The organism is Streptomyces glaucosporus, assembly GCF_039533345.1.
Taxonomy (GTDB): Bacteria; Actinomycetota; Actinomycetes; order Streptomycetales; family Streptomycetaceae; genus Streptomyces; species Streptomyces glaucosporus.
This window is the reverse complement of sequence record NZ_BAAATJ010000005.1, coordinates 179,916-205,509: the sequence shown is the minus strand read 5'-3', so window position 1 is coordinate 205,509 and position 25,594 is coordinate 179,916. Positions and strand designations below refer to the sequence as shown.

The window sequence follows — 25,594 nt, the reverse complement described above, 5'->3', positions numbered from 1 at the left end:
ACGGAAGGGAGGATCCCATGAGACGCGCGGTCCGCAGGCCGGCCGGGCTCCGGACCCCGACGGCCCTCGCCCTCGTCCTCGCCGTCGTCGCGGGCGGATTCGCGGCATGGACGGGCTGGGACTGGTACGACGCCGCCCACGACGAGTCGGCGGCGTACGCCGTGCAGCGCGACGAGGCGCTCGCCGCCGGCGAACAGGCCATCCAGAACCTCAACACCCTCGACCACCGCCGGCTCGACCGGGGCCTCGACCTGTGGGAGTCCTCGACGACCGGCGAGCTCCACGACCAACTGGTCTCCGGGCGCGACGAGTTCGCCGACCGGGTGAGGACCGCGAAGACGGTCACCACGGCCCGGGTGCTGTCCGGCGGCGTCACCGAACTCGACGACCGGGCCGGCCGAGCCCGGGTGCTCGTCGCCCTGCGGGTGACCGTCAGGGCGCCCGGCGAGAAGAGCGTCGACAAGGACAGCCGGATGCTCGGCGAACTGACCCGCACCGGCGGCCGGTGGAAACTCAGCGCCCTGGGGCAGGCCCCCGTCGGCGGCACGGCGCCGGTCGGCTGATCCGGCCGCGGGAGAGGACGACACACGATGCCGACGACCCGTCACCACATCAACAGCCTGCGCCGCCGCCGGGCACGCGAGGCCGTCCGGACCGAGACCCCCGGACGCGCGGCCGGCCCGGCCCGCACCCGTCCCGCCGCACGGCCCGCGCGTGACGCCGCGCCCGCGCGGACCGGCCGGGCGGACACGCGCCGGACGGGGAAGGACCGGCCGGCGCGGACCGGCCGGCGGTCCCGGCCCGTGGCACCGGTGCTGCTGTGCCTGCTCACCGTCGTCCTGGGCGGCTTCGCCGGCTGGGCGCACGCGCGCGCCCAGGACCTGCGGAACGATCCCGCGGTGCGCAACACCGCCCTGACCGACACCGCCCGCACCAGCCAGGTCAAGGGGCAGACGGCCAAGGCCGTCGCCGCGCTCTTCTCCTACGACCACACCGATCCCGCCGCCTTCGAGAAGGCCGCGAAGGACCTGCTGACGGGGAGGGCCGTCGAGCAGCACCGGACCCTGCTGGACGACGTCCGGGCCCGCGCCGGGAAGCAGAAGGCGGTGATCACCACCACGGTCACCGACAGCGCGGTCGAACGCATCGACGGCGACCGGGCCCGCGTCCTGGTCTACGCCGACCAGAGCAGCGTCAGCACCGCCAAAGACGCCGAGGGCTCCAAGAAGGGCGCACGGGCGGGGGACGGGGGGACGTACGCCGGGGCGATGCTCGCCGTCGACGTGGTGTGGCGCGACGGCCGCTGGCTCGTCTCCGGCATCGACACCTTCGGCCGCTGAGGACGGCCGGACGGACCCGGGCACACCGCGCCCGGCGCCTTCGCACCCGCACCGCGGGAATCCGACCACCAGGGAGTGACAGCCATGCCCGCACACCGCGCACGACGCCTGCGCGCCCGGACCCGGCGGAGCCTGGAGACCACCGCCGTCGCCGTGACCGCGATGGCGGTCCTCACCGCCTCCCAGGCGCCCGGCCTCCCGCAGGACGAGAGCCTCCGCCCGGCCGCGGGCGGAGGACGCCCGTCGGCGCCGGAGCTCCCGTACGCCGAGCTCTCCCCGCCCGGGGACGGCTCCTACCACACCGAACTGCCTCCCCTGGTGTCCCCGGACGCCCCGCCCCGTCCCGAGCAGGTCACGCGGTTCCGGGCGGAGTCCGGCATTCCGGGGACTGTGCTGCGCGCCTACCGTGCGGCCGAGCGGTCCGTCGCGCGCACGGACCCGGGCTGCCGGCTGCCCTGGGAACTGCTCGCCGCGATCGGCAAGGTGGAGTCCGGCCAGGCGCGCGGCGGCGCGGTCGACCGGCACGGCACGACACTGGGCCGCATCACGGGACCGGCTCTCGACGGCCGGGGCTTCGCCCTGATCCGGGACACCGACGGCGGCGCCCGGGACGGCGACACGGTGTACGACCGAGCGGTCGGCCCGATGCAGTTCCTGCCGTCGACCTGGGCCCGGTGGGGCGCCGACGGCAACGGCGACGGACGCGCCGACCCCAACAACGTCTTCGACGCGGCGCTCGCCGCCGGGCACTACCTGTGCGCCGGGGACCGGGACCTGAGCCGGTCCGCGGACCTGGACCGGGCGATCCTCGGCTACAACCACTCGCGCTCCTACCTCGACCTGGTCCGGTACTGGCTGGACTTCTACCGCCGGGGCGTGCGCGCCGTGCCCGACGGCAGGGGCGTCGTCCCGAGGTCACCCGGGGCCGGGGGCGACACCCCGGCGACGGAGCCGGCCGACGGGAGCGACGGACGCGGGGGAGGAGAGGGAGGAAAGGGAGGAAAGGGAGGCGGCAGCGTCGTCGGTCCCGACCCCGGAGCCTCCTCCGGGCCCGGCGCGTCCGTTCCCTCCCCCTCGTCCCCGGCGCCGTCCCCCTCCACGACGCCGCCCGCCGCGGGGCCGAGCCCCTCGCAGACACCCTCGCCGTCACCCGATCCGGAGCCGTCCGACACCCCGACGGCGACCCCCACTGAAACCCCGACCCCCACCGAAACCCCGACGTCCCCGCAGGACTGCCCCTCGGAGTCCGCGAGCCCCTCCCCGGAGGCGAGCGAATCACCCGCGACCGGGCCCGGCGCCGCGCGGGAGGAGCCGGCGTGCCCGGCCGGTGAGGAGTGAGGCGGGCCGGAACACGCGGCGGCCCCCGGTCCTCGAGGAGCGCTCCGTCCCCGCGGAGTCCGGTGGGCGGCCCGGCGGACGGTCCGGCCGCGGGGACCGTCCTCCGCCGGACGGACGGGGAGTACGCGGAGGCGTCCTCTCGCCGGTCACCGGCCGGGGCACCGCGGTCGGCCGGGCGGACCTCCGGGAAGGTCCGCGGCCTGCCGGCCGTCACGCCGAGCCCGGGAACAAACAGTGGATCGGAAGGCCGCGGGGCCGTATAGCCTGGGAAAATGCTTCCCGAAGTCACCGCCACGCGCTATGTGACACCCCTGCGCGAGGGCGGTTCGCTGCCCGGGATCGTCGAGGCCGACGACCTGGGCACCTACGTCATGAAGTTCACCGGCGCCGGACAGGGCCGCAAGACCCTGGTGGCCGAGGTGCTGTGCGGACGGCTGGCCCAGCGGCTGGGTCTGCGGGTGCCCGACCTGGTGCGGATGCAGCTCGACCCGGTGATCGGCCTGGGCGAGCCCGACCAGGAGGTGCAGGAACTGCTCAAGGCCAGCGGCGGGCTGAACCTGGGCATGGACTTCCTGCCCGGCTCGATCGGCTTCGACCCGCTCGCCTACGCGGTGGGCCCCGAGGAGGCCGGGCGCGTGGTGTGGTTCGACGCGCTGGTGAACAACGTCGACCGCTCCTGGCGGAACCCCAACATGCTCGTCTGGCACGGCGACCTGTGGCTCATCGACCACGGCGCCACCCTCATCTGGCACCACAACTGGCCCACCGCCGACCGGGCGGCCGACAAGCCGTACGACGCCTCCGACCACGCCCTCGCCCCCGCCGGCCCCGACATCGCCGCGGCCGCCGCCGAGCTGGCGCCGCGCGTGACGGAGGAGCTGCTGGCCGAGTGCGCGGCCGACATCCCCGACGAGTGGCTGGCGGGCGAGCCGGGCTTCGATACGCCGGACGCCCTGCGCCGCGCCTACGTCGAGGTGCTGGCGGCCCGGGCCGGTACGGTCCACCGGCGGATCACCGTCGGCGCCCCGAGCCAGGACGGCCCCTCCAGGGCGCCGGGCTGGCTGAAGGACTGGGCGGACGCCGTGAGCGGGCTGAAGAAGGGCGGGCGGCAGCGGTGAGCGGTCTGACAGGCGGGCGCGACGTCTTCGAGTACGCCGTCCTGCGCGTCGTCCCCCGGGTCGAGCGCGGCGAGCTGATCAACGCCGGAATCGTCCTCTACTGCCGGGCCCGGTCCTTCGTCGCGGCCCGCACCCACCTGGACGAGGGCAGGCTGCGGGCCCTGGACCCGGACGCCGACGTCGAGGGCGTGCGGGCGGCCCTCCACGCGGTGGAGTGCGTGTGCCGGGGCGGGGACGCCGCCGGGCAGGCCGCCGGCGACGACGCCGGGAGGCGTTTCCGCTGGCTGGTGGCGCCCCGTTCCACCGTCGTCCAGCCGGGTCCGGTGCACACCGGGCTGACCGCCGATCCCGGGGCGGAGATCGAGCGGCTGCTCCGGACGCTGGTGCGCTGAGGGGGCGGCCGGACGGCGGCGCGCCGGGCCCGTGAGCGGGCCCGGCGCGTGGGCTGGGCCTCACCCGTGCTGCGGGGCGTTGACAGAGCGTGTCCGTGCTTCTAGCGTCACGTCCACCAGAGGTACTAAGCGGTTGCTCACCCATTCGAGCGCGAGGAGAGACCAGCATGTCCACCACCGAGCAGCGTGTCGCGATCGTGACGGGCGGCGCCCGGGGCATCGGCGCGGCCACGGCCGTCCGCCTGGCCGCCGAGGGCCGGGCCGTCGCCGTACTCGACCTGGACGAGTCGGCCTGCAAGGACACCGTGGAGAAGATCACCGCCGCGGGCGGGAGGGCCCTCGCCGTCGGCTGCGACGTGTCCGTGGCCGAGCAGGTGGAGGCCGCCGTCGCCCGGGTCGCCGAGGAGCTGGGCGCGCCGACCGTCCTGGTCAACAACGCCGGCGTGCTCCGCGACAACCTGCTGTTCAAGATGAGCGACTCCGACTGGGACACGGTCATGAACGTGCACCTGCGGGGTGCCTTCCTGATGTCCCGGGCCTGTCAGAAGCACATGGTCGACGCCGGGTTCGGCCGGATCGTCAACCTCTCCTCCAGCTCCGCGCTCGGCAACCGCGGCCAGGCCAACTACTCCGCCGCCAAGGCCGGCCTCCAGGGCTTCACCAAGACCCTCGCCATCGAGCTGGGCAAGTTCGGCATCACCGCCAACGCCGTGGCCCCCGGCTTCATCGCCACCGACATGACCGCCGCCACCGCCGCCCGCGTCGGCATGGGCTTCGAGGACTTCCAGAAGGCCGCCGCCTCGCAGATCCCCGTCCAGCGCGTCGGCAGGCCCGAGGACATCGCCAACGCCATCGCCTTCTTCACCGGCGAGGAGGCCGGATTCGTCTCCGGCCAGGTGCTGTACGTGGCCGGCGGGCCGCTCGACTGACGCCCGAACGACCCACCAGGAAACGGACAACGGTATGGCAGTGCAGGACGGCGGCAAGGTCGCCATCATCACCGGGGCGAGCCGCGGCATCGGCTACGGCATCGCCGAGGCCCTCGTCGCCCGCGGCGACCGGGTGTGCATCACCGGCCGCAACGAGGACGCGCTCAAGGAGGCCGTCGCCCGGCTCGGCGCGGACCGCGCCATCGGCGTCGCCGGGAAGGCGCACGACGAGGCCCACCAGGCGGAGGCCGTGGAGCGCACCATGGAGGCGTTCGGCCGCGTCGACCACCTGGTCAACAACGCCGGCACCAACCCGGTCTTCGGGCCCATCGCCGAGCTGGACCTGAACGTCGCCCGCAAGGTCTTCGAGACCAACGTCCTCTCCGCGCTCGGCTTCGCCCAGCGCACCTGGGCGGCCTGGCAGAAGGAGAACGGCGGCACCATCGTCAACATCGCCTCCATCGCCGGGCTGTCCGCTTCGCCCTTCATCGGCGCCTACGGCATCAGCAAGGCCGCGATGGTCAACCTCACCCTCCAGCTCGCGCACGAGATGGCGCCGAAGGTGCGGGTCAACGCCATCGCCCCGGCCGTGGTGAAGACGAAGTTCGCCGCCGCGCTCTACGAGGGGCGCGAGGAGGAGGTCGTCCGGCGCTACCCGATGGGACGGCTCGGCGTGCCCGAGGACATCGGGGGAGCGGCGGCCTTCCTCACCTCCGACGCCTCCGGGTGGATCACCGGCCAGACCCTCGTGGTCGACGGCGGGATGTTCCTCAACGCCGGGGTGGAGTGACGGAGCGGACCCCGGCCGGCCGAGCGCCGGGGACGCCCGGACAGCGCCTCCGGCACCGTACCGCCCGCCCGGGCGGGCGGTACGGTGCCGGAGGCGCTGTTTCCTTTCCGAGCCCTCCCGGTCCCCTGCCGCGAGGCCCCGCGCCCGGTGGGCCGCGTACGGTTGCGCCCGGTCTGTCCGCCCGTGCCGGCGGCCCGGGCCCGGCCGCCGGGAAAGCCATGATCCGAACCGGTTCGGAAGCCTGTCAGCTACGTCACATGCTGCGGTATGGTCTGCCACGTCGTCGGCACGACAGGCCAGTTGACGCCCTGCCGCCGTGCGGTGGCACGCGCACCGCGGCCCGTGCTCCGCCCCCGTCGGCCGATGGAACCCCCCACAGCACCCCAGGCAGTAGTGGCATCGCCGACCGAGGAGCGTACGAGTGTTCAGCCAGGACAAGCCTCTGAAGGGCGCAGCCGTGGTGGTGACGGCGAGTCTGCTCGCCGGGTGCGGCTCACTGGGCGGGGGAGGCGGGAGCGACAGGGCGATCGTCGTCGGCACCACGAGCATGCCCAGCGTCCTGGATCCGGCCGGCGCCTGGGACGGCTCCTGGGAGCTGTTCCGGAACGTCTACCAGACGCTGACGCACTTCCCGAACTCCAGCGGGACCCCCGAACCCGACGCCGCGCAGAGATGCGGCTTCACCGACGCCGTCAGCAGCGTCTACCGCTGCGTCCTGAAGAAGGGCCTGACGTTCTCCAGCGGGAACCCGCTGGACGCCGAAGCGGTGAAGTACTCCTTCGAGCGCACCCTCGCCATCAAGGCGGAGAGCGGTCCCGCCCAGCTGCTGCAGAGCATCGACCGGATAGAGACCTCCGGCGACCGGACGATCATATTCCACCTCAAGCGGCCGGACGCCACCTTCCCGCTGGTGCTCGCCACCCCCGCCGCCTCCCTGGTCGACCCCGCCGTCTACCCGGCCGACCGGCTGCTGAAGTCGGACACGATCAGCGGGTCCGGGCCGTACCGCATCGAGGAGTACAAGGACGGCGAGCGGGTCGAGCTGGTCAGGAACGAGAAGTACCGGGGAGCCGCCGAGGTCAAGAACGGCGCCGTCACCGTCCGGTACTTCAAGGACTCGGGGAAGATGACCGACGAGCTCAAGAAGGGCACCGTCGACCTCACCTACCGCGGCCTGACGCCCGAGCAGGTCACCGACTTCGACAGGAACCGCACCGACTACCCGGACATCAAGCTCGACGAGGTCTACGGCACCGAGATCCGCTACCTGGTGTTCAACCCGGAGCACGAGGAGGTCTCCGAGCCGGCCGTCCGCCGGGCCGTGGCCCAGATCATCGACCGCAAGGCCCTGGTCCGCAACGTCTACCAGCGCACCGCCGCCCCGCTGTACTCCATGGTCCCCGGCGGGATCACCGGGCACACCAGCGCCTTCTACGAGGAGTACGGCGAGCCCGACGTGGACAAGGCCAGGGCCGCGCTGGCCGGAGCCGGGATCACCGGGAAGGTCCGGCTGACCCTCTGGTACGCCACGGACCGCTACGGGGCCACCACCGCCGAGGAGTTCGCCGAGATCAAGCGGCAGCTCGAGGCGTCGGGACTGTTCGAGGTCACCCTGGAGGGCCGCGAGTGGCGGGAGTTCCAGGAGGGCGTCGCGGAGGGCGAGTACCCGGTGTTCGGCCGCGGCTGGTTCCCCGACTTCCCGGACGCGGACAACTACATCTCGCCGTTCGTCGGCAAGGAGAACGCCCTCGGCACGCCCTACGAGCACAGTGTCCTGACCGGGACGCTGCTGCCCCGGGCCCGCAAGGAGAGCGACCGCGGCGAGGCGGGCGCCGCCTTCGCCGAGGCCCAGGAGATCCTGGCCGAGGACGCCCGGCTGGTCCCCCTGTGGCAGGGCAAGCTCTACATCGCCGCGCGCGACGACATCGCCGGGGTGGAGTGGTGCATCGACTCCTCGACGATCATGCGGCTGTGGGAGCTCTCCCGCAAGGAGAGCTGGTAGTCCCCGGCCCGCCGCCGGAGCGCCGCTGTCGGCGGTCACCGGTAGGTTCTGAGGCGCAACGCGGAACCGAAACCGGAGGTTGTCTCACGTGAACGGCATGCTGCCCGAGTCCTGGCAGGGCGTCCTCGGCGACGAGCTGGAGAAGCCGTACTTCAAGGAGCTCGTCGAGTTCGTCGAGGCGGAGCGGGCGCGCGGGCCGGTCTACCCGCCCCGGGAGGAGGTCTTCGCGGCGCTGGACGCCACCCCCTACGACCAGGTCAAGGTGGTGATCCTCGGCCAGGACCCGTACCACGGCGAGGGGCAGGGCCACGGGCTGGCGTTCTCGGTGCGGCCGGGGGTGAGGATCCCGCCGTCCCTGCGGAACATCTACAAGGAGCTGCAGGCGGAGCTGGGCTGCCCCGTCCCCGACAACGGCTACCTGATGCCGTGGGCGAAGCAGGGCGTGCTGCTGCTCAACACGGTCCTCACCGTCCGGCAGGGCGAGCCCAACTCCCACAAGGGGAAGGGCTGGGAGAAGTTCACGGACGCGGTGATCCGCGCCGTCGGCGCGCGGCCCGACCCGGCCGTCTTCGTGCTGTGGGGGGCCCACGCGAGGAAGAAGCTGCCGCTGATCGACACCGAGCGGCACGCGGTGGTGCAGGGCGCCCACCCCTCGCCGCTGTCCGCGAAGAAGTTCTTCGGTTCCCGCCCCTTCACCCAGATCAACGAGGCGATCGCGGCGCAGGGGCACACCCCGGTCGACTGGTGCATCCCCGACCTGGGGAAGTGACCGCCCGGCCCCGTGCGGCACGCCCGGGGCCGGCCACCCGTACGGCGCCGGTCCGGCGTCAGTCCAGCTCGTAGTCGAAGGCGTACGCGACGGACGGCTCGCCGTGCACCGCGGTGAAGCCGCCCGTCCCCCGCAGGCCGGCCAGCTCCCCGGTGCCGGAACCGGGCACCACCTCGAAGACGCAGTGCACGGTCCCCCTCTCGTCGAAGGTGCCGTGCTCGGCGAGGACGAAGCTGCCCTTGCGGCCGTCGAGGGCGCCGGTGACCAGCTCGTGGCCGGTGAAGCTCCCGGCCGACTCCGGGTCCCCGGTGGTGTACACGATGCTGTAGGCGCACGCCGTCCCGGCGGCCTCGATGCCGCCGGTGAAGTGGTTGGCGACGGTGGCGCGGGCCAGCTTCGGACCGCCCTCGGCCTCGGAGAGGACGGCCTCCTGCCAGTCGGCGAAGGTGAAGCTGCCGGTGGTGTGCGTGGACATGGGGTCTCCTCCGTGACCGGCGGCGCGGGTCCCTCCCGCGCCGGACGCCACCACTGTCGCGCCCGTACCTGACATCTCCTGTCAGGTACGGGCGGCAGACTGGCGCCATGCGAGCCGACCGCCTCCTGCAGATGCTCCTGCTGCTCCAGAACCGGGGCCGGATGACCGCGTCCGAACTCGCTGCCGAGCTGGAGGTGTCGGTCCGCACCGTCTACCGCGACGCCGAGGCGCTGGCCGCCTCCGGTGTGCCCGTCTACGCCGAGCGGGGGCCGGACGGCGGATACCGGCTCATGGAGGGCTACCGCACCCGGCTGACCGGGCTCACCGGGGAGGAGGCCGACTCCCTCTGGCTCGCCGGCATGCCCGCCGCCGCGGCCGAGCTGGGACTGGGGGCCGAACTGGCCACCGCCCAGCTCAAGCTGCGTGCCGCGCTTCCCGCGCGGCTGGCCGAGCGCACCCGGCGCGTCCAGGAGCGCTTCCACCTCGACGCCCCCGCCTGGTTCCGGGACGCCGAGCCCGTGCCGCACCTGGCGCGGGTGGCCGAGGCCGTCTGGGAGCAGCGGCCGGTGCGCGTCCACTACCGCCGCCGGCGCGGCGAGGTCCACCGTGAACTGCATCCGCTCGGTCTCGTCCTCAAGGGCGGCATCTGGTACCTCGTGGCGCGCTCCGGGGACTTTGGCGGGGACTCCGGAGCGGCCCCCGGAGCGGAGGTGCGCACCTACCGGGTCTCGCGCATCCTCGGTCTCGACGTCGCGGACGAACACTTCGAGCGGCCCGGGGACTTCGACCTCGCCGCCTACTGGGCGGCGTCCTCCCGCCGCCTGGAGGACGCCCGGCTGCGGGGCGAGGCGCACCTGCGCGTCTCGCCGCGCGCCCTGCGGCTGCTGCCCATGCTGTTCGGCGCGGCGGGGACGCGGGCTGCGCGGGAGGCGGGCGAACCGGACGCGGAGGGCTGGGTGCGGGTGGACCTTCCGGTGGAGAGCACCCCCGTGGCGGTGGGCGACCTGCTCCGGCTCGGCGCGGAGGCCGAGGTGCTGGGGCCGGACGGGCTCCGCGCGGCGGTGGCGGAGGCGGTGGGGGCGCTGGCCCGGCGGTACGGACGGGACGCCTCCGCCGGGTCCTGAACTCCGGGCGGACCGGGCGGACCGGTCGGCCCCGGCGGTGCCGGGAGGCCCGCGGCGGCCGCGCCGGTCAGCCCCCGTAGACCTCCCGGCACGCCCGCGCCTGCTCGCTGCGGGGATCCCAGCCGCCGTACGTCTCGCCGAGCCCGCACACGTCGGCGCCGGGCGGCAGGGGAAGACCCCCGAGCGCGCCGCCGGGCCGGCCTGTGCCGGAGGGGCCGGGCTCGCGCGGTGTGCGCCGGGGCCGCTGCGGGACCGGCCGGGGGGGCGGGGCGCCCCGGGCGCCGGCGGACGGCGGCCCGTACCGCGTCGGGGTGTCGTCCGGCGCGGGCGGGCGTGCCGTGGCGGCCGGCACCCGTGCCAGGGTCTCCCGCGCCGGCCCGGGGGTGAGGCGCGGCCCGTCCTCCCGCTCCGGCCGGGCGGGAGCGGCGGACGGGTCGGGCGGGAGGTCCGCCCCGGCCGCGGGGCGGCCGGCCGCCGTCACGCAGCCCGAGGCCCCCGAGACCACGGTCAGGGCCGCCCCGGCCAGGAGCAGGGCGTGTCGCACGTGTCGCATCCGGACCACTCTGGTGTACGCGGCGTCCTCCGGGAACTCCCCGCAGGGGTGACGCGGCCGGCCGGGGCGGCTCAGGGCCCCAGCATGCCCCGCAGCAGTTCCCCGAGACCGGCCCGCAGGTCCTCCGGGGCGGGCGCCGTGGAGTGGTAGGAGCCCGCCGTGCAGGAGAACATCACGCCGTCGCACCAGGCCACCAGCGACAGGGTGTGCCGTTCGGGATCGGCCGAGCCGGCCGCGGCCATCATCGCCACCAGGGGCTCGCGGAAGGCGGCGGTTCCCGCCCGGTCGTAGATGGCGCGGAGGGCGGGCCGCCGGGTCGCCTCCAGGGCCAGTTCGTAGCGGGCGACCGCCAGGTGCCGGTGGCGGGTCAGATAGCGGTGCAGTGCCCGTGCCAGGGCGTCGGCCAGCGCGTCCGGGCCGTCCTCGGGGGCGGGCATCTCCCGCGGTCCCAGGACGCGCGCCTCGCGCACGGCCAGCCGCCGCACCGCCGCCTCCAGCAGGGCCTCGCGGGTGCGCGCGTGGTTGGACGTCGAGCCCTGCGGCAGCCCGGCCGCCTCGTCCACCGCGCGGTGGGTGAGACCGCGCAGGCCCCGCTCGGCCAGCAGGTCGATCGCGGTGTCGGCGATCAGCTCGCCGCGGGCGGTGGGTCGGGTCGTGCGCGGGGCCATGGCCGCCAATCTACCGCCCTCACTACAGGTGTAGTAACCTGTGAGTTGTCACTACAGCTGTAGTCTCACCGTCGCGACCGCCGATCCAGGGGAGAACCGGTCATGAACCAGCCGCGAGCCTTCGTCATCGGAGCCGGGATCGGCGGTCTGACCGCCGCCGCGGCGCTGCACCGGCGCGGCTGGGAGGTGACCGTCGCCGAACGCGCCACCGCGCCGGAACGCGTCGGGGCGGGCATCGCACTGGCCCCCAACGCCCAGCGGGCCCTGGACGTCATCGGACTCGGCGACACCGTCCGGGCCATGTCCGCCTGGCAGGACGAGGGCGGCCTGCGCACCCCGTCCGGCCGCTGGCTCTCCCGCACCACCCAGGACGCCGCGGCCGAGCGCTTCGGCGGCCCCGCCGTGGTCGCACACCGCGCCGACCTCGTCGCCCTGCTCGCCGCCGGGCTGCCCGGGGGAGCCGTCCGCACCGGCGTCTCCGCCGAGGTGGCCGACCCCGGCACCGCCGAACGCCCCGCGACCGTGCGGACCGCGGACGGCCGGGAGCACACCGCCGACCTCGTCGTCGCCGCCGACGGCATCCACTCCGCCACCCGGCGCGCCCTCTTCCCCGGCCACCCCGCGCCCCGCTACGCGGGCTTCACCGCCTGGCGCTTCGTCGTCCCCGCGCCCGAGCGGCCCTTCAGCCCCCACGAGACCTGGGGACGCGGCTCGCTGTGGGGCACCATCCCGCTGCACGACGGCCGGGTGTACGCCTACGCCACCGCCGCCGTCCCCGCCGGGCAGCGGTCCCCGGACGGCGAACGGGCCGAACTGCTGCGGCGCTTCGGCGACTGGCACCACCCCGTGCCCGACCTGCTCGCCGCCCTGGACCCCGCCGCCGTCCTGCGCAACGACGTGTACCGCACCGCCGCCGCGCCGCCCGCCCACCACCTCGGCCGGGTGGCCCTGCTCGGCGACGCCGCCCACGCCATGACCCCCAACCTCGGCCAGGGCGGCTGCCAGGCGATCGAGGACGCCGTCGTCCTGGCCCACCACGCCGCACCCGACCCCGGCACGACGGCCGCGGCCCTGGCCGCCTACACCCGCGACCGGCTGCCGCGCACCATGGCCGTGGTGCGCCGCTCCGAACGGGTCGGACGGATGACGACCCTCACCTCCCCGCCCGTCGTCGCGCTGCGCACCGCAGCCGTCGCCGTCCTCAACCGGATCGGCCCGCGCCTGGCCCTGCGCAGCCTCGACGGCATCGCCGACTGGCGGCCGCCGGAGCCGTATGCTGCCGGGGCACGGGAGACGCGGGGCACGGCCGGCCGGCGGCGCTGACGGCCCCGCGGCCCCGGCGGCACGGACGGCAGCGATCCCAGGAGGTCCCGTGAAGGTCGGCGTGATCGGACTCGGCGACATCGCACAGAAGGCGTACCTTCCGGTGCTCGCCACCCGGCCGGGGGTGGAACTCCACCTCCACACCCGCACCCGCGCCACCCTGGACCGGACCGCCGACGCCCACCGCGTCCCGGCCGGGCAGCGCCACGCCGACCTCGACGCACTGATCGCCGCCGGACCCGACGCGGCGTTCGTCCACGCCCCCACCACCGAGCACCCCCGCATCGTCGCCCGGCTGCTGGAGGCCGGGGTGCCGACCTACGTGGACAAGCCGCTCGCCTACGACCTGGCGGAGGCCGAGCGGCTGGTGCGCCTGGCCGGCGAGCGGCGCGTCGCGCTCGCCGTCGGCTTCAACCGCCGCCACGCGCCCGGCTACGTCCAGTGCCTGGAGCACCCGCGCCACCTGATCCTGATGCAGAAGAACCGCGTGGGACTGGCGGCCGACCCGCGCGTGGCGGTCTACGACGACTTCATCCACGTCGTCGACACCCTCCGCTTCCTGTTGCCCGGCCCGGCCGACCACGTCGACGTCCGCTCCCGGGTCCGCGGCGGACTCCTCCACCACGTGGTGCTGCAGATGTCGGGCGACGGCTTCACCGCCGTCGGCACGATGAACCGGATGAGCGGCAGCGCGGAGGAGATCCTGGAGGTCGCGGGGGAGGACACCAAACGCCAGGTGTTCAACCTGGCGGAGATCGTCGACCACAAGGGCCAGCCCAGCATCCGCCGCCGCGGGGACTGGGTGCCCGTGGCCCGCCAGCGCGGCATCGAGCAGGGCGTCACCGCCTTCCTCGACGCCGTGCGCGCCGGGAAGTGCCTCGACGCCGAGGACGCCCTGCGCACCCACGAACTGTGCGAACGGATCGTCACCGCCGTGCTGGAACGGTCCGGCTGAGTGGCTCCCGCCCCGGCTCCGCCTCCTGCCGGACGCCGCCGGAACCCCGCCGCGCCCGCCCGGCCGCCGCGACGGCGGCCGACACCAGCAGCGCCGCCAGCGCGGCGGCGGGCACCCAGTCGCCGAACCGCACGTAGGGGCTGGTGCCCGAGGCGAGCGGCACCTCGTACACCGCCGCCCCGCTCCGGTCGGTGCCCAGCCGCCCGCCCACCGGCTCGCCGCGCGGCCCGTGCACCGCGCTCACCCCCGTCAGCGTGGCGTGCACCATCGGCCGCCAGGTCTCCGCCGCCCGCAGCGCCGCCAGGGAGGCGTGCTGCCCGGGCGCCCAGCTCTCCTGGAAGGAGGACGTCGCCGACTGGGCGACCAGCACCCCGGCGCCGTCGCGCACCAGCGCCCGGCTCATGTCGGGGAAGGCCGACTCGAAGCACACCAGCGGCCCGACGCGCACCGCGCCGGCGTCCATCACCACCGGCGCGTCCCCGCGCCTGCGGTCCTCGCCGGCCGCCCGGCCCACCGCCGTCGCCCAGCCCAGCACCGAACGGGCCGGGACGTACTCCCCGAACGGGACCAGACGCATCTTGTCGTAGCGGTCCCCGGTCGGCCCGCCGGGTCCGATCAGCACCGAACTCTTGAAGATCCCCGGCCGGTCCGAGCGCCGCGCGTCCACGTTGACCAGCACCGGCGCCCCGACGCGCGCGGACAGCGCCGCGAGCCGCCTCCGCAGGTCGGGACGGGCGTCCAGATCGTGGCCGACACTGCTCTCGCCCCACACCACCAGGTCCGCGCCCCGGCCCGCCAGCCCGCGGGTCAGCCGCTCGCCGGCGTCGAAGCGCGCCTCCGGGCCCGCCACGACGCCCGGCTGCACCACCGCGACCCGGACGGAGCCCGCCGGACGCGGCAGCGGCGCCCACGCCCAGGCCGCGGCCGGGACCAGCGCGCACACCACCGCGGCGGCGGCCGCGGGCACCCGGGCCCGGGGTGCCGCGACGAGCAGCGCCGACACGGTGTTGACGGCCACCACCCACACGGTGACCAGCCACACCCCGCCCAGCGAGGCCAGCCGCAGTGCGGGCGGCACCTGCCACTGGCTCGCCCCGAGCAGCGCCCACGGACCGCCCAGGTACTCCCAGGAACGGACCAGTTCGGCCATCAGCCACGCCGAGGGCACCAGCACCACGGCCGCGACCGCCCGCCCGGGGCCCGGCGAGCCCGCCAGCAGCCGCCGCACCAGCCACCCCCAGGGCGCCCACAGCACGCCCAGCAGGGCCGCCGTCACCACGATGAAGACGTGCAGGTTCGGCGCCAGCCAGTGGTGCCCGGCCAGCAGGAAACCGGTCCCGCCCAGCCAGCCCTCCACGGCGGCGCGGCGTCCGCTTCCCGCCGTCCGCAGCAGCAGCAGCCACGGCACCAGAGCGGCGTAGGCCCACCACCACAGGGACGGTTCCGGGAAGGCCGGGGCGGGCAGTGCGCCCGCCGCCACCGCGAGCGTCCCGCGCCGCCACCGCGTGCCCCGAGCCACCCGCATGCCGCGCCTCCTCGCCTCGGCCGGGACCGATGTGCGGGACCGCCGTCCGGGAGGGCGACCGGCCGGGAACCGCCCGTTCCGGGTTTCGGTGGTCCATATGCGGGTCACCGTTCCCAGAAACATTCCCAGAAACCGGCCGGTGATGGCCCCGGACGGGACGCGAGGCCGGAGGGAACCCGGGCGGAAACCCGCGGAGGGAACCCGGGAGAAGGGACCGGAGGAGGAACCCGGGCGAAGGGCCCGGAGAAGGAGGAGACGGCGTGGAACTTCCCGTGCTGGTGGGCGTCGACGGGTCCGAGTCCAGTCTGCGCGCGGTGGACTGGGCCGCGGACGCGGCGGTCCGGCACGGGGTGCCGCTGCGGCTCCTCCACGCCTCCACCGAGTGGACGGAGGAGGAACTCCGGCCGGAGGACCTGATGGCCTGTGCGGCGGAACGCGCCCACCAGCACGCCCCCGGCGTACGGCTGAGCACCGGCGTCCTCACCGAGGACCCCGCGGACGCCCTGGTCCACGCGGGCCGCAACGCGTTCGCCGTGGTCGTCGGCTCCCGGGGCCGGGGCAGGATCGCCGGGCTGCTGCTGGGCTCGGTGAGCCTGTCGGTGGCCGGCCGCGCCGACTGCCCGGTGGTCGTCGTACGGGGCGGGGACGCCGCCCGCCGCGGCGGGCGCGGGCGGATCGTCCTCGGCGTCGGGGACGTGTCGGAGGATGCGCCCGCCGCCCGCTTCGCCTTCCGCGAGGCCATGGCCCGGCACTGCGAGCTGCACGCCGTGCGGGCCTGGCGCCGTCCCGCCCTCCACGCGCAGAAGCACCCGCTGATCCAGGGGAACCCCGCGGTGGCCCGCGAGCGGGAGGCGCTGGAGTACCTGGACGGCGCCCTGCGCGCCACCGCGCGCGAGCACTCCGGGATCGACCTGCGCATGCGGGCCGTGGAGGGGCCCGCCCGGGTGGTGCTGCTGGAGGAGGCCCGCGGCGCCGACCTGCTGGTGGTCGGAGCCCACCGCCGCCCGGGCCACGGCGGCCTCCAGATGGGGATGGTCGACCACACCGTCCTCCACCACGCCGACTGCCCGGTCGCCCTCGTGCCGGAGCACATCTGACCCGACCACCGGATGGAGGCCCATGTCGTCCGCCACCGCCGAACCACGGGAGAACGGCCGCCGGGAGGAGCCCGCACAGCGTCCCGCACAGCGCCCCGGGGAGGACGGGGACGCCGGGGCGGCCCGCCCGGAGGAGACCGCCGTACCGGCCCCGTGCCTGCGCGGGGTCCACGCCGTGGTCTTCGACACCGACGGGGTGATCACCGACTCCGCCCGGGTCCACGCCGCCGCCTGGAAGAAGGCCTTCGACGCCTGCCTGGAGGTGTGGCGCGAGCGCTTCGGCGGCACGGGGACGGGCCCGGGCGACCGGTTCCGCCCCTTCGACGCCGACGAGGACTACCGGCACCACGTGGACGGGAGGGCGCGCATCGACGGGGCCGCCGCCTTCCTCGCCTCACGCGGCCTGGACCTGCCGCCGGGCACACCGCAGGACCCCCCGGGGGACGACACCGTCCGGGCCGTGGCCGCCCGCAAGGAGAAGCTGTTCACCGACGCGCTGCGGGAACACGGCGTCGACACCTGGCCCGGCACGCTCCGGCTGCTGCGCGTCCTGCGCCGCGGGGGCACGCCCATGGCGGTGATCTCCGCCTCCCGGCACGCACGGGAACTGCTCTCCGGCGCCGGGGTGCTGGAGCTGTTCGACGCCGTGGTGGACGGCCACGAGGCGGCCCGGCTGGGACTGCCCGGCAAACCGGACCCCGCGGTCTTCCTGGAGGCCGCCCGGCGCCTGGGCGCGCCCGCCTCCCGGACGGCCGTCGTCGAGGACGCCCTGGCCGGCGTCGAGGCCGGACGCCGGGGCGGGTTCGGCCTGGTCGTCGGGGTGGACCGGACCGCCGGGCCCACCAGCGCCGCCGACCTGCGCGACCACGGCGCCGACGTGGTCGTGCGCGACCTGGCGGAACTGCTGACCGAGCCCGGGGACGGCCCCGGCGAGAACACCGGCCGGCGTCCCGCCGGCCGCCGCGACGAGGGGAGCTGAGACCGTGGAGCAGTGGGTGTGGGGGTACGAGGGCTACGACCCCGCCGAGGAGCGGCTGCGCGAGGCCCTGTGCACGCTGGGCAACGGCTACTTCGCGACGCGCGGCGCGGCCCCGGAGACGGACGCCGACGAGGTGCACTACCCGGGCACGTACGTGGCGGGCTGCTACAACCGGCTGACGTCCACCGTGCAGGGCCGCGAGGTCGAGAACGAGGACATGGTCAACCTCCCCAACTGGCTGCCCCTGCGCTTCAGGATCCTCGACGGCCCCGCACCCCCCGAAGACGGCTCCGCCCCGCCCTGGTGGGCCCCCGACCAGGGCGGAATCCTGGAGTACCGGCAGGAACTGGACCTCCGGCAGGGCGTCCTGAACCGGACGGTCCTGCTGGAGGACCCCGCCGGACGGCGCCTGCGCGTCGAGCAGAGCCGCCTGGTCCACATGGGCGAGCCGCACCTGGCGGCCCTGCGCACCACGTTCACCGCCGAGGACTGGGCCGGGACGGTCGAGGTCGAGTCCGCCGTCGACGGCGGCGTCGTCAACGCGGGCGTCGCCCGCTACCGCGCCCTCGACGGCCGCCACCTGACCGGCCACCGCGCGGGCTCGGCGGACCCCGACACCCTGTGGCTGCGCTGCCAGACCAGGACCTCCGAGATCTGCGTCGCCGTGGTCGCCCGCACCCGCCCGGCGGACGGGGAACCCGGCTCGGTCCGCGACGACCCCACCGCCCCGCGGCCCGCCCGGCGGCTGACCGTCGCCGTCGAGCCCGGACGCCCCGTCGCCGTCGACAAGGTCGTGGCCCTCCACACCTCGCACGACCTGGCGATCAGCGACCCCCTGCAGGCCGCGCTGGAGGACGTCCACCACGCGCCCGGCTTCCCCGGCCTGCTGGAGACGCACCGCGCCGCCTGGGCGGAGCTGTGGCGGCACGCCGGCCTGGAGGTGCCGGGCAAGGCCGGCCACATCCTGCGGGTGCACCTCTTCCACGTCCTGCAGACGCTCTCCCCGCACACCGCCGACCTGGACGTGGGCGTCCCGGCCCGAGGGCTGCACGGCGAGGCGTACCGGGGGCACGTCTTCTGGGACGAGCTGTTCGTCCTGCCCTACCTGAACGTCCACCTCCCGGAGGTCTCCCGGGCCCTGCTGACCTACCGCCACCGGCGGCTCCCCGAGGCCGTGCGCGCCGCCGAGGACGCCGGATACGCCGGGGCGATGTACCCGTGGCAGAGCGGCAGCGACGGGCGGGAGGAGACCCAGACGCTGCACCTGAACCCGCGCTCGGGCCGCTGGCTGCCGGACCACTCCCGGCTCCAGCACCACGTGGGCTCGGCCGTCGCCCACAACGTCTGGCAGTACTGGCAGGCCAGCGGCGACACCGAGTTCATGCACTCCAGGGGCGCCGAGATGCTCCTGCGGATCGCCCAGTTCTGGGGGAGCGCGGCCCGGTACGACCCCGACCACGAGCGCTACCGCATCCTCGGGGTGGTCGGCCCCGACGAGTACCACGAGGCGTACCCGGACAGCGACCGGCCGGGTCTGGACGACAACGCCTACACCAACGTCACCGCCGCCTGGACGATCGCCCGCGCCCTGGACCTGCTGGAGACGCTCCCCGAGCCGCGCAGCCGCGAACTCCGCGAGGAACTGGGGGTGGACGACGGGACGGTCGAACGCTGGCGGGACGTCTCGCGGCGGCTGCGGGTGCCCTTCCACCGGGGTGTCATCAGCCAGTTCGACGGCTACGGCGACCTGGCCGAACTGGACTGGGAGGGCTACCGGGAGAAGTACGGCAACATCCGCCGCCTGGACCGGATCCTGGAGGCCGAGGGAGACACGGTCAACCGCTACCAGGCGTCCAAGCAGGCCGACGTGCTCATGCTCGGCTACCTGTTCCCGCCCGCCGAACTGGCCCGGCTGTTCCGGCGGCTGGGCTACGCCTTCGACGACGACCTGTGGCACCGCACGGTCGACCACTACCTGCACCGCACCAGCCACGGCTCCACCCTGAGCTCCCTGGTGCACGGCTGGGTGCTGGCCCGGGTGCGGCGCCCCGAGGCGTGGACGTACGTCCAGGAGGCGCTCGTCAGCGACGTCGCCGACATCCAGGGCGGCACGACCTCCGAGGGGATCCACCTGGGCGCCATGGCCGGAACGCTGGACCTGGTGCAGCGCGGGCTGACCGGCCTGGAGGCCCGCGAGGGCGCCCTGTGGCTGGACCCGGCGCCGATCCCGGAGCTGTCGGAGTTCGGCTTCACCCTGCGCTACCGGCACCACTGGGGGGTGGAGGTGCGGATGCGGTCGGAGGAGCTGTGCATCGGCCTGCCCGCCTCCGCCGAGGCGCCTGTCCGCCTGGCGCTGCCGGACCGGACCGTCACGGTCGAACCCGGCGAGTCGTGCCGGCTGGGCCTGGCCGGGGACCGGTCCGGGGTCTGAGGGGACGCCCCGCGGCGGCCGCGCGTCCCCGGGCCGGTCCGGCCGCCGCGGGGCGTCAGCGCCGGTCCGGACGGTCCCCGCGGCGGCCGGCCCAGCCCGCCGCACCCGTGATCAGGACGGCGAGGAACAGCAGCACTCCGATCCCGGGATGGAGGATCATCAGCGCCGGGACCAGGAAGACGCAGACGGCGAAGAACGCCCACAGGCGGCGCCGAGCCGGCGGGGCGTCCATGAGGGGATCGGGCGCGGGCTCGCCGAAGTCGCGGAACCGCGCCGCGAGTTCGGCGTCCCCGCACAGCTCCCGCTCGGTCTCGTGCAGGATGCGGAGCTCTCGGGGGGTGAGTCGGGATTCGTGCATGGTCTTCGATCGGCGTGGACGGCAGTGGAGGTCTTCTGCCGCCGGGTACCCGCTCCGTGCCGGTCATCCCCCGTTCTCGGCGATCCCGGCGGAATCCGGGACGCGGGTGTCCGGGGGCCGGGACCAGCCGCCGCGGTACCGCAGGAGCAGCATGGCCGCGTCGTCGTGGAGCGGCCCCCCGACATGGGCCACCAGGTCCCGGCGCAGGGCCTCCAGCGCGGCGTCCGGGCTCGCCTCCCGCAGCAGGAAGGCCCGCCGGGACAGCGGGTAGAAGACGCCCTCCGGATCGCGGGCCTCGGTGACGCCGTCGGTGTACAGCAGCATCTGGTCGCCGGGGCCGAGGGAGAGCCCGTACGGCTCGGGGGGCTTGAGGTCGAGCCCCAGGCCCAGGGGAGGCGAGGTGTCGGGGGGCTCCGCGAGGTGCGCGGTGCCGTCCGCCCGGACGACCAGCGGTGAGGGGTGCCCGTGGTTGAGCACGGTGACCGACCGGTCCTCGTGCGTCTCGACCAGGACGGCCGTGACGAACCGCTCCGCCGGCATGTGCCGGTTGACCGATCTCTCCAGCCGGGCGCTCACCGCCATCAGGTCCGGCTCGTCGTACGCCGCCTCCCGGAACGCGGCCAGGACGACCGCGGCCGTCTCCACCGCCTCCAGGCCCTTCCCCTGGACGTCGCCCACGATCACCCGCGCCCCGGTGGGCGAGGTGACGACCTCGTACAGGTCGCCGCCGATCCGGGCCTCGGCCACCGCGGAGGTGTAGGACACCGCCACCCGCAGGTGGCCGGCCGCCCGCGGGACCGGACGCAGCAGCACCCGCTGGGCGACCTCGGCGATGGAGCGCACACTGGCCAGCTCGGCCTCGTGCCGCTGGCGGACGGCCGCGGCGGCCAGCCCGGCCGCCGCCACGCCGAGCACCGACGCGGCGGCCGTGTAGCCGCGCGGCCTCCCCAGCAGGCCGTCGTACGCGCCCAGGAGCAGGCACAGCGCGAGCGCCAGCGCCCCGATCAGCGCCGTGCGGCGCATGCCGCCGACGAGGCTGGCGAAGGCGGGACCGAGCGCCAGCAGCGGCAGGAACCCCACCTCCGGCCCCGCCGTCACGTCCACCAGGGCGACGACGGCCATGGCCACGTAGGGGAGGCCGGCCAGCAGTCGGTAGCTGTCGTCGTTGCGCTCGGCCAAAGTGTTCTCCGGGGTCTCGGTGCGGACGCCCCACGGCTGCCTGTCCACCAGCTTCCCAGCCCGGGGCGACACGGAAAAGCGGACGTCCGGCAGCGCGGACTCCGCCGGGGCGCGCCGCGCGCCCCGTCACTCCGGCCGGTCCGGAACCCCCCGCAGGGCGTAGTACGCGCGCAGCGCCGCCTCACCGCCCGAACCCATCGCCGTCATGATCCGCTGGGCGCGGGCCGACCGCAGGTCACCGGCCACGTGGACACGTGGATGCTGCCGGTCCGGCGGGCAGTAGCCGGTGGAGTCGGGCACGAGATCACCCGGAAGGAGTACAGGCGCGCTGCCGATGTTGAGGTACGCCGCGTCCGCCGTCCACCGCAGCGCGTCCCCCGCCGCGGTGGTGATCCGGGCGGCGACCCCCCGCCGGGCGCCCTCCAGCACGACCCGCCGGACGGACACCAGCTCGACGCGGGGGTCCGGTCGGACCTCGGCGGTCTTGTACCCGTCCGCCGGCGGGTGCGCCACCAGGAAGCGGACCCGTGCCGCCGGGGCGGCCCGCAGCAGGGTGCCCAGCGGGCGGTCGGCGCCCAGCACGAGCACGGTCCGGCCCTCGTGCGCCGCCGGATCGGCCTCCCACAGCGGGGCGCCGGCCAGACCGCCGGGATCGTGGAGCCAGCCGGTGTCCGCCGGGCCCAGCGGACCCGTGCCGGTGGCGACGACGGCGTGGGCGGCGGTGTACGAGGCGCCCGACTCCAGCACGGCCACCACGCGGTCGCCGCGGACGTCGAGCCGGACGACGCGCGCGCCGAGCTCGACCCGGCACCCCTCGGCCCGCGCCACGTCGGCGGCGGCGGACGCGGCGAGGTCCGGGCCGGAGGCGAAACCCCCCAGCACGTTCTCCAGGGACCTCACGTACCGCAGCCTGCCGCACAGCTCCGGCCGCGCCTCCAGCAGCAGCGAGCGCATCCCCACGCTGGCCGCCATGACGGCGGCCGCGCAGCCCGCCGGCCCGCCGCCCACGACGAGCAGGTCCGTCCCGGTGGTGTGTGCCGTCCCTGTCATGCCTCCCATTCCAGCATCCGGGCGGTCCGCCGCCCCGGACGGATCAGCGGAACGCCCCTTCGGAATGCCGCCCGTCCCGCCCGCGCCCACGCTGCCGGGAGGAGGGCGGTGCCGCCCCGGCAAGGCGGCGCGCCGTGACACACGGGAGGCGGACGATGCGCCGGACGGAACGGACCGGGCCAGGGGAGCGGACGCGCGCGGCGGTGCGGACGGCACACCGGGGCGCAGCCCGGACGGGCCGCGCAGCCCGGACGGGCCGGACCGCTCCGGCCGCCGCGGTCCTGGCGCTCACCGCCCTGACGGCCGCCCTGGCCTCGTGCACCGCGTCCGGCGGCCCCGCCGCCCGGGACGACGGGGCGCCCCCCGGGGACGAGCGGCGCCGCCCGTTCACCCTGCTCGCGGCCGGCGACATCGTCCCCCACCCCTCGATCGTCCGGCAGGCGGCGGAGGACGCGGGCGGCGACGGCTACGACTTCTCCCGCATCCTGGCGGGGGTGAAACCGGTCGTGGCCTCCGCGGACGTGGCGCTGTGCCACATGGAGACGCCCTACGGGGGCGAGGACGGCCCCTTCACCGGCTCCCCGACGTTCCGCTCCCCGCCCCAGCTCGCGGAGGCGCTGCGCACCACCGGGTACGACAGCTGCTCCACGGCCTCCGACCACAGTCTCGACGACGGATTCGCGGGAGTGCGCCGCACCCTGGACGCGCTGGACGAGGCGGGCGTGCGGCACGCGGGCACGGCCCGCGACCCGCGGGAGGCCGCCCGCCCGGCCCGGCTGAGGGCGGGCGGCGCCGAGATCGCCCACCTGTCCTACACCTACGGCACCGACGGCATCCCGCTGCCCGACGGCCGCCCGTGGGCGGTGAACCTGCTGGACCCGGACCGCGTGATCGCCGACGCCCGCGCCGCCCGCCGCGACGGGGCCGACGTGGTCGTCGTCAGCCTCCACTGGGGCACCGAGTGGCAGCAGGCCCCCGACGGCCTGCAGAAGGAGCTCGCCCGCCGGCTGACCGCCGCGCGCACGGAGGGCCGCGGGGACATCGACCTGCTGATCGGCACCCACAACCACGTGGCGCAGCCGTACGAGAAGGTGAACGGCACGTGGGTGGTCTACGGCCTGGGCAGCCAGATGGCCGGATTCGTCCCGGCGGAGAAGCGCGGCGGCAACGAGGGCTCCATGGCCCGCTTCACCTTCGCCCCCGAACCCGGAGGCGGGGGCTGGACCGTCTCCCGGGCGGAGTACCTGGCCGTCCACTCCGACACCGGACCGCCCTTCCGCGTCGTCCCCGCCACCGAGGAGGACTTCCCCGAGGTGCGCGAGAGGGTGCGCCAGGCGGTGCTGAGCCGGGGCGCCGCCGGGGACGGCCTCACCGAGGGCCGGTGACGGGGACGTCCCCGGGCCCGCCCGCGTGCGCCGGGCCCCGGCGGCGCGTCAGCCCACCGACTCGCCCGCGTGCGGGGAGACCGCCCCGGTCGCGACGAGACCGAGGATCAGCAGTCCCAGCAGTATCCGGTAGACCACGAACGGCATGAAGCTCTTGGTGGAGATGAACCTCATGAACCAGGCGATGACGGCGTAGGCCACCAGGAAGGCCAGACCGGTCGCCAGCAGCGTCGGCCCCCACGAGACGTGCCCCTCGCCGATCTCCGTCAGCTCGAACAGACCGGAGGCGAGCACCGCGGGGATGGCCAGCAGGAACGAGTAGCGGGCCGCGGCCTCGCGGCTGTAGCCCATGAACAGGCCGCCGCTGATCGTCGCGCCCGACCGCGACACGCCCGGGACGAGCGCCATCGCCTGGGCCATGCCGTACAGCAGGCCGTCGCGCACGCTCAGGTGGTCGAGCGACTTGCGCTCCCGCATCGCGCGGTGCCGCCCACTGGAGGCGTCACGCGCCGCCAGACGGTCGGCCACGCCCAGGACCACGCCCAGCACGATCAGCGTCGTGGCGATCAGCCGCAGGTCGCGGAAGGGGCCCTCGATCTGGTCCTTGAGGGTCAGGCCCAGGACGCCGATCGGGATCGAGCCCACGATCACCAGCCAGCCCATCCTGGCGTCGGGGTCCCGCCGGGCCCGCCCGTCGTACAGCGAGCGGAACCACGCGGAGACGATCCGCGCGATGTCCTTGCGGAAGTAGATCAGCACGGCGGTCTCGGTGCCGATCTGGGTGACCGCGGTGAAGGCCGCGCCGGGGTCCTCCCAGCCCGCGAAGACCGCGGTCAGCCGCAGGTGGGCGCTGGAGGAGACGGGGAGGAACTCGGTCAGCCCCTGGACGAGCCCGAGGATGAGTGCTTCGAACCAAGACATGTCGGGGTGTGCTCGCCCTTGCGTTGTGATCATCGGTCAGGTCGGGCAGAGGCTATGGCCGCCGGGCGACGGGAAGGGAAACGGCGGACGAACGTACACCGCCGGTGTGTACCGGTCCGGTCACCGTCCCGCCCGGCGGACGGCTACCCCGCCGCCACCGCCTGCCGCAGCCGCCCGCGCCGGCGCCAGGCGACGAGCGCGGCGGCCAGCCCGGGGACCACGATGAAGCCGAACGCCACCAGGAAGACGGGCGAGGTCGGCGTCGCGGCGCGGCTGCCCGCGACGGCGTACGCGGCGGTGTTGGGCACACAGCCCAGCGCGGTGGCGGTCAGGAAGGCCGCCCAGCCCATCCGGGAGACGGCCGCGCCGTAGTTCGAGACGGCGAACGGCACGCCGGGGAGCAGCCGGAGCGCCAGCATCGAGCGGAAGCCGTGGCGGCTGAGCTGCCGGTCGCCGGCCGCCAGCCAGCGGCCGCGCAGCAGCGGCCGCAGCGCGTCCTGCCCCAGGAGCCGTCCGAGACCGAAGGCGATCCCCGCGCCGAGCACCGTCCCGGCCACCGCCGCGACCGTGCCCAGGGAAGCGCCGAAGAGGGCGCCCGCCGCCAGGTTCAGCACCGGCCGCGGCACGAGCGCCGCCGTGCACAGGCCGTACACCGCCACGAAGAACACCACCGCGCCGGCGCCGGAGAAGCCCGGGAGACCGCCGCCGGCGATCAGACGCTGGGGCTCGTGGACGGCCACCACCGTCGCGGCGGCGGCCAGCAGGGCGGCGAGGAGGGACAGACGGAACCACGGGGAGAGCAGCACCGCGGAGCCTCGGGCGGCGAGTCCGGCGGGCCGCCGGGAAACGGGGACGAGCACCGGGGGAGCGTAACCGACGGGGACGCCGGGCGC

25 protein-coding genes are annotated in these 25,594 nt (G+C 75.5%); 16 read left to right on the top strand and 9 right to left on the bottom strand.

Annotated elements, in window-relative coordinates; genetic code table 11:
* Positions 1–17: 17 nt before the first annotated feature.
* From ABD358_RS08815 to ABD358_RS08775, 9 genes are all read left to right on the top strand, one after another.
* Complete coding sequence (locus ABD358_RS08815) at positions 18–563, top strand: nuclear transport factor 2 family protein (RefSeq protein WP_344630308.1); 546 nt, start codon at positions 18–20, stop codon at positions 561–563.
* Positions 564–590: 27 nt separating this feature from the next.
* Positions 591–1,340, top strand: coding sequence for a hypothetical protein (locus tag ABD358_RS08810; protein WP_344630307.1), 750 nt, complete (start codon positions 591–593; stop codon positions 1,338–1,340).
* A gap of 84 nt (positions 1,341–1,424) precedes the next feature.
* A complete protein-coding gene (locus ABD358_RS08805; RefSeq protein ID WP_344630306.1) occupies positions 1,425–2,678 on the top strand; it encodes a lytic transglycosylase domain-containing protein in 1,254 nt (417 codons plus the stop codon).
* 272 nt (positions 2,679–2,950) lie between these two features.
* Positions 2,951–3,796: a HipA family kinase gene (locus ABD358_RS08800; RefSeq protein WP_344630305.1), complete on the top strand. Its 846-nt coding sequence runs from the start codon at positions 2,951–2,953 to the stop codon at positions 3,794–3,796.
* The gene (locus tag ABD358_RS08795) at positions 3,793–4,188 is read left to right on the top strand and encodes a DUF3037 domain-containing protein (RefSeq protein ID WP_344630304.1); all 396 of its coding nucleotides are present in this window, start codon (positions 3,793–3,795) and stop codon (positions 4,186–4,188) included. The genes ABD358_RS08800 and ABD358_RS08795 overlap by 4 nt, the downstream gene beginning before the upstream one ends.
* A 167-nt stretch (positions 4,189–4,355) precedes the next feature.
* The gene (gene fabG / locus ABD358_RS08790; protein ID WP_344630303.1) at positions 4,356–5,117 is read left to right on the top strand and encodes a 3-oxoacyl-ACP reductase FabG; all 762 of its coding nucleotides are present in this window, start codon (positions 4,356–4,358) and stop codon (positions 5,115–5,117) included.
* A gap of 34 nt (positions 5,118–5,151) precedes the next feature.
* Positions 5,152–5,907: an SDR family oxidoreductase gene (locus tag ABD358_RS08785; protein WP_344630302.1), complete on the top strand. Its 756-nt coding sequence runs from the start codon at positions 5,152–5,154 to the stop codon at positions 5,905–5,907.
* Positions 5,908–6,328: 421 nt separating this feature from the next.
* Positions 6,329–7,909: an ABC transporter substrate-binding protein gene (locus ABD358_RS08780; protein ID WP_344630301.1), complete on the top strand. Its 1,581-nt coding sequence runs from the start codon at positions 6,329–6,331 to the stop codon at positions 7,907–7,909.
* Between the two features lie 97 nt (positions 7,910–8,006).
* Positions 8,007–8,678, top strand: a complete 672-nt coding sequence (locus tag ABD358_RS08775; protein ID WP_344630366.1) for a uracil-DNA glycosylase — start codon at positions 8,007–8,009, stop codon at positions 8,676–8,678.
* A 58-nt stretch (positions 8,679–8,736) separates the two neighbouring features.
* Here the strand turns inward: ABD358_RS08775 and ABD358_RS08770 are convergent, their stop codons facing one another.
* Entirely contained in the window at positions 8,737–9,153 is a 417-nt protein-coding gene (locus tag ABD358_RS08770) for a DUF3224 domain-containing protein (protein ID WP_344630300.1), read from the bottom strand.
* Positions 9,154–9,260: 107 nt separating this feature from the next.
* On the opposite strand from ABD358_RS08770, the gene ABD358_RS08765 reads away from it, so the two are divergent.
* Positions 9,261–10,277 carry a helix-turn-helix transcriptional regulator gene (locus tag ABD358_RS08765; RefSeq protein ID WP_344630299.1) on the top strand — a complete coding sequence of 339 codons (1,017 nt, stop codon included), beginning with the start codon at positions 9,261–9,263 and terminating at the stop codon, positions 10,275–10,277.
* 67 nt (positions 10,278–10,344) lie between these two features.
* Here the strand turns inward: ABD358_RS08765 and ABD358_RS08760 are convergent, their stop codons facing one another.
* Both ABD358_RS08760 and ABD358_RS08755 read right to left on the bottom strand, forming a co-directional pair.
* On the bottom strand, positions 10,345–10,830 hold the full coding sequence (locus ABD358_RS08760; protein WP_344630298.1) for a hypothetical protein: 486 nt from the start codon (positions 10,828–10,830) through the stop codon (positions 10,345–10,347).
* Between the two features lie 71 nt (positions 10,831–10,901).
* Positions 10,902–11,498 carry a TetR/AcrR family transcriptional regulator gene (locus tag ABD358_RS08755; RefSeq protein WP_344630297.1) on the bottom strand — a complete coding sequence of 199 codons (597 nt, stop codon included), beginning with the start codon at positions 11,496–11,498 and terminating at the stop codon, positions 10,902–10,904.
* Positions 11,499–11,600: 102 nt separating this feature from the next.
* On the opposite strand from ABD358_RS08755, the gene ABD358_RS08750 reads away from it, so the two are divergent.
* Positions 11,601–12,821 carry an FAD-dependent monooxygenase gene (locus ABD358_RS08750; RefSeq protein ID WP_344630296.1) on the top strand — a complete coding sequence of 407 codons (1,221 nt, stop codon included), beginning with the start codon at positions 11,601–11,603 and terminating at the stop codon, positions 12,819–12,821.
* Between the two features lie 49 nt (positions 12,822–12,870).
* On the top strand, positions 12,871–13,776 hold the full coding sequence (locus ABD358_RS08745; protein WP_344630295.1) for a Gfo/Idh/MocA family protein: 906 nt from the start codon (positions 12,871–12,873) through the stop codon (positions 13,774–13,776).
* Here ABD358_RS08745 and lnt read toward each other — a convergent pair.
* Positions 13,748–15,301 (bottom strand): apolipoprotein N-acyltransferase, encoded by a 1,554-nt coding sequence (gene lnt / locus ABD358_RS08740; RefSeq protein ID WP_344630294.1) that lies wholly within the window; start codon positions 15,299–15,301, stop codon positions 13,748–13,750. The genes ABD358_RS08745 and lnt overlap by 29 nt on opposite strands.
* A gap of 260 nt (positions 15,302–15,561) precedes the next feature.
* On the opposite strand from lnt, the gene ABD358_RS08735 reads away from it, so the two are divergent.
* From ABD358_RS08735 to ABD358_RS08725, 3 genes are read left to right on the top strand one after another with little or no spacing between them, the layout of a single operon-like run.
* On the top strand, positions 15,562–16,398 hold the full coding sequence (locus ABD358_RS08735; protein WP_344630293.1) for a universal stress protein: 837 nt from the start codon (positions 15,562–15,564) through the stop codon (positions 16,396–16,398).
* A 22-nt stretch (positions 16,399–16,420) separates the two neighbouring features.
* Complete coding sequence (locus ABD358_RS08730) at positions 16,421–17,377, top strand: HAD family hydrolase (protein WP_344630292.1); 957 nt, start codon at positions 16,421–16,423, stop codon at positions 17,375–17,377.
* A 4-nt stretch (positions 17,378–17,381) separates the two neighbouring features.
* Positions 17,382–19,808 carry a glycoside hydrolase family 65 protein gene (locus ABD358_RS08725; RefSeq protein ID WP_344630291.1) on the top strand — a complete coding sequence of 809 codons (2,427 nt, stop codon included), beginning with the start codon at positions 17,382–17,384 and terminating at the stop codon, positions 19,806–19,808.
* A 55-nt stretch (positions 19,809–19,863) separates the two neighbouring features.
* Here ABD358_RS08725 and ABD358_RS08720 read toward each other — a convergent pair whose 3' ends face one another.
* The 3 genes from ABD358_RS08720 to ABD358_RS08710 form a co-directional block, all read right to left on the bottom strand.
* Positions 19,864–20,166: a hypothetical protein gene (locus tag ABD358_RS08720; RefSeq protein WP_344630290.1), complete on the bottom strand. Its 303-nt coding sequence runs from the start codon at positions 20,164–20,166 to the stop codon at positions 19,864–19,866.
* Between the two features lie 63 nt (positions 20,167–20,229).
* A complete protein-coding gene (locus ABD358_RS08715) occupies positions 20,230–21,288 on the bottom strand; it encodes a PP2C family protein-serine/threonine phosphatase (protein ID WP_344630365.1) in 1,059 nt (352 codons plus the stop codon).
* 183 nt (positions 21,289–21,471) lie between these two features.
* Positions 21,472–22,395, bottom strand: a complete 924-nt coding sequence (locus tag ABD358_RS08710) for an FAD-dependent oxidoreductase (RefSeq protein ID WP_344630289.1) — start codon at positions 22,393–22,395, stop codon at positions 21,472–21,474.
* Positions 22,396–22,550: 155 nt separating this feature from the next.
* Here ABD358_RS08710 and ABD358_RS08705 point away from each other — a divergent pair, with 155 nt between their 5' ends.
* A complete protein-coding gene (locus ABD358_RS08705) occupies positions 22,551–23,780 on the top strand; it encodes a CapA family protein (RefSeq protein WP_425576276.1) in 1,230 nt (409 codons plus the stop codon).
* 48 nt (positions 23,781–23,828) lie between these two features.
* Here ABD358_RS08705 and ABD358_RS08700 read toward each other — a convergent pair whose 3' ends face one another.
* Both ABD358_RS08700 and ABD358_RS08695 read right to left on the bottom strand, forming a co-directional pair.
* Entirely contained in the window at positions 23,829–24,701 is an 873-nt protein-coding gene (locus ABD358_RS08700) for an undecaprenyl-diphosphate phosphatase (protein ID WP_344630287.1), read from the bottom strand.
* 143 nt (positions 24,702–24,844) lie between these two features.
* On the bottom strand, positions 24,845–25,561 hold the full coding sequence (locus ABD358_RS08695) for a TVP38/TMEM64 family protein (protein WP_344630286.1): 717 nt from the start codon (positions 25,559–25,561) through the stop codon (positions 24,845–24,847).
* Positions 25,562–25,594: the final 33 nt, after the last annotated feature.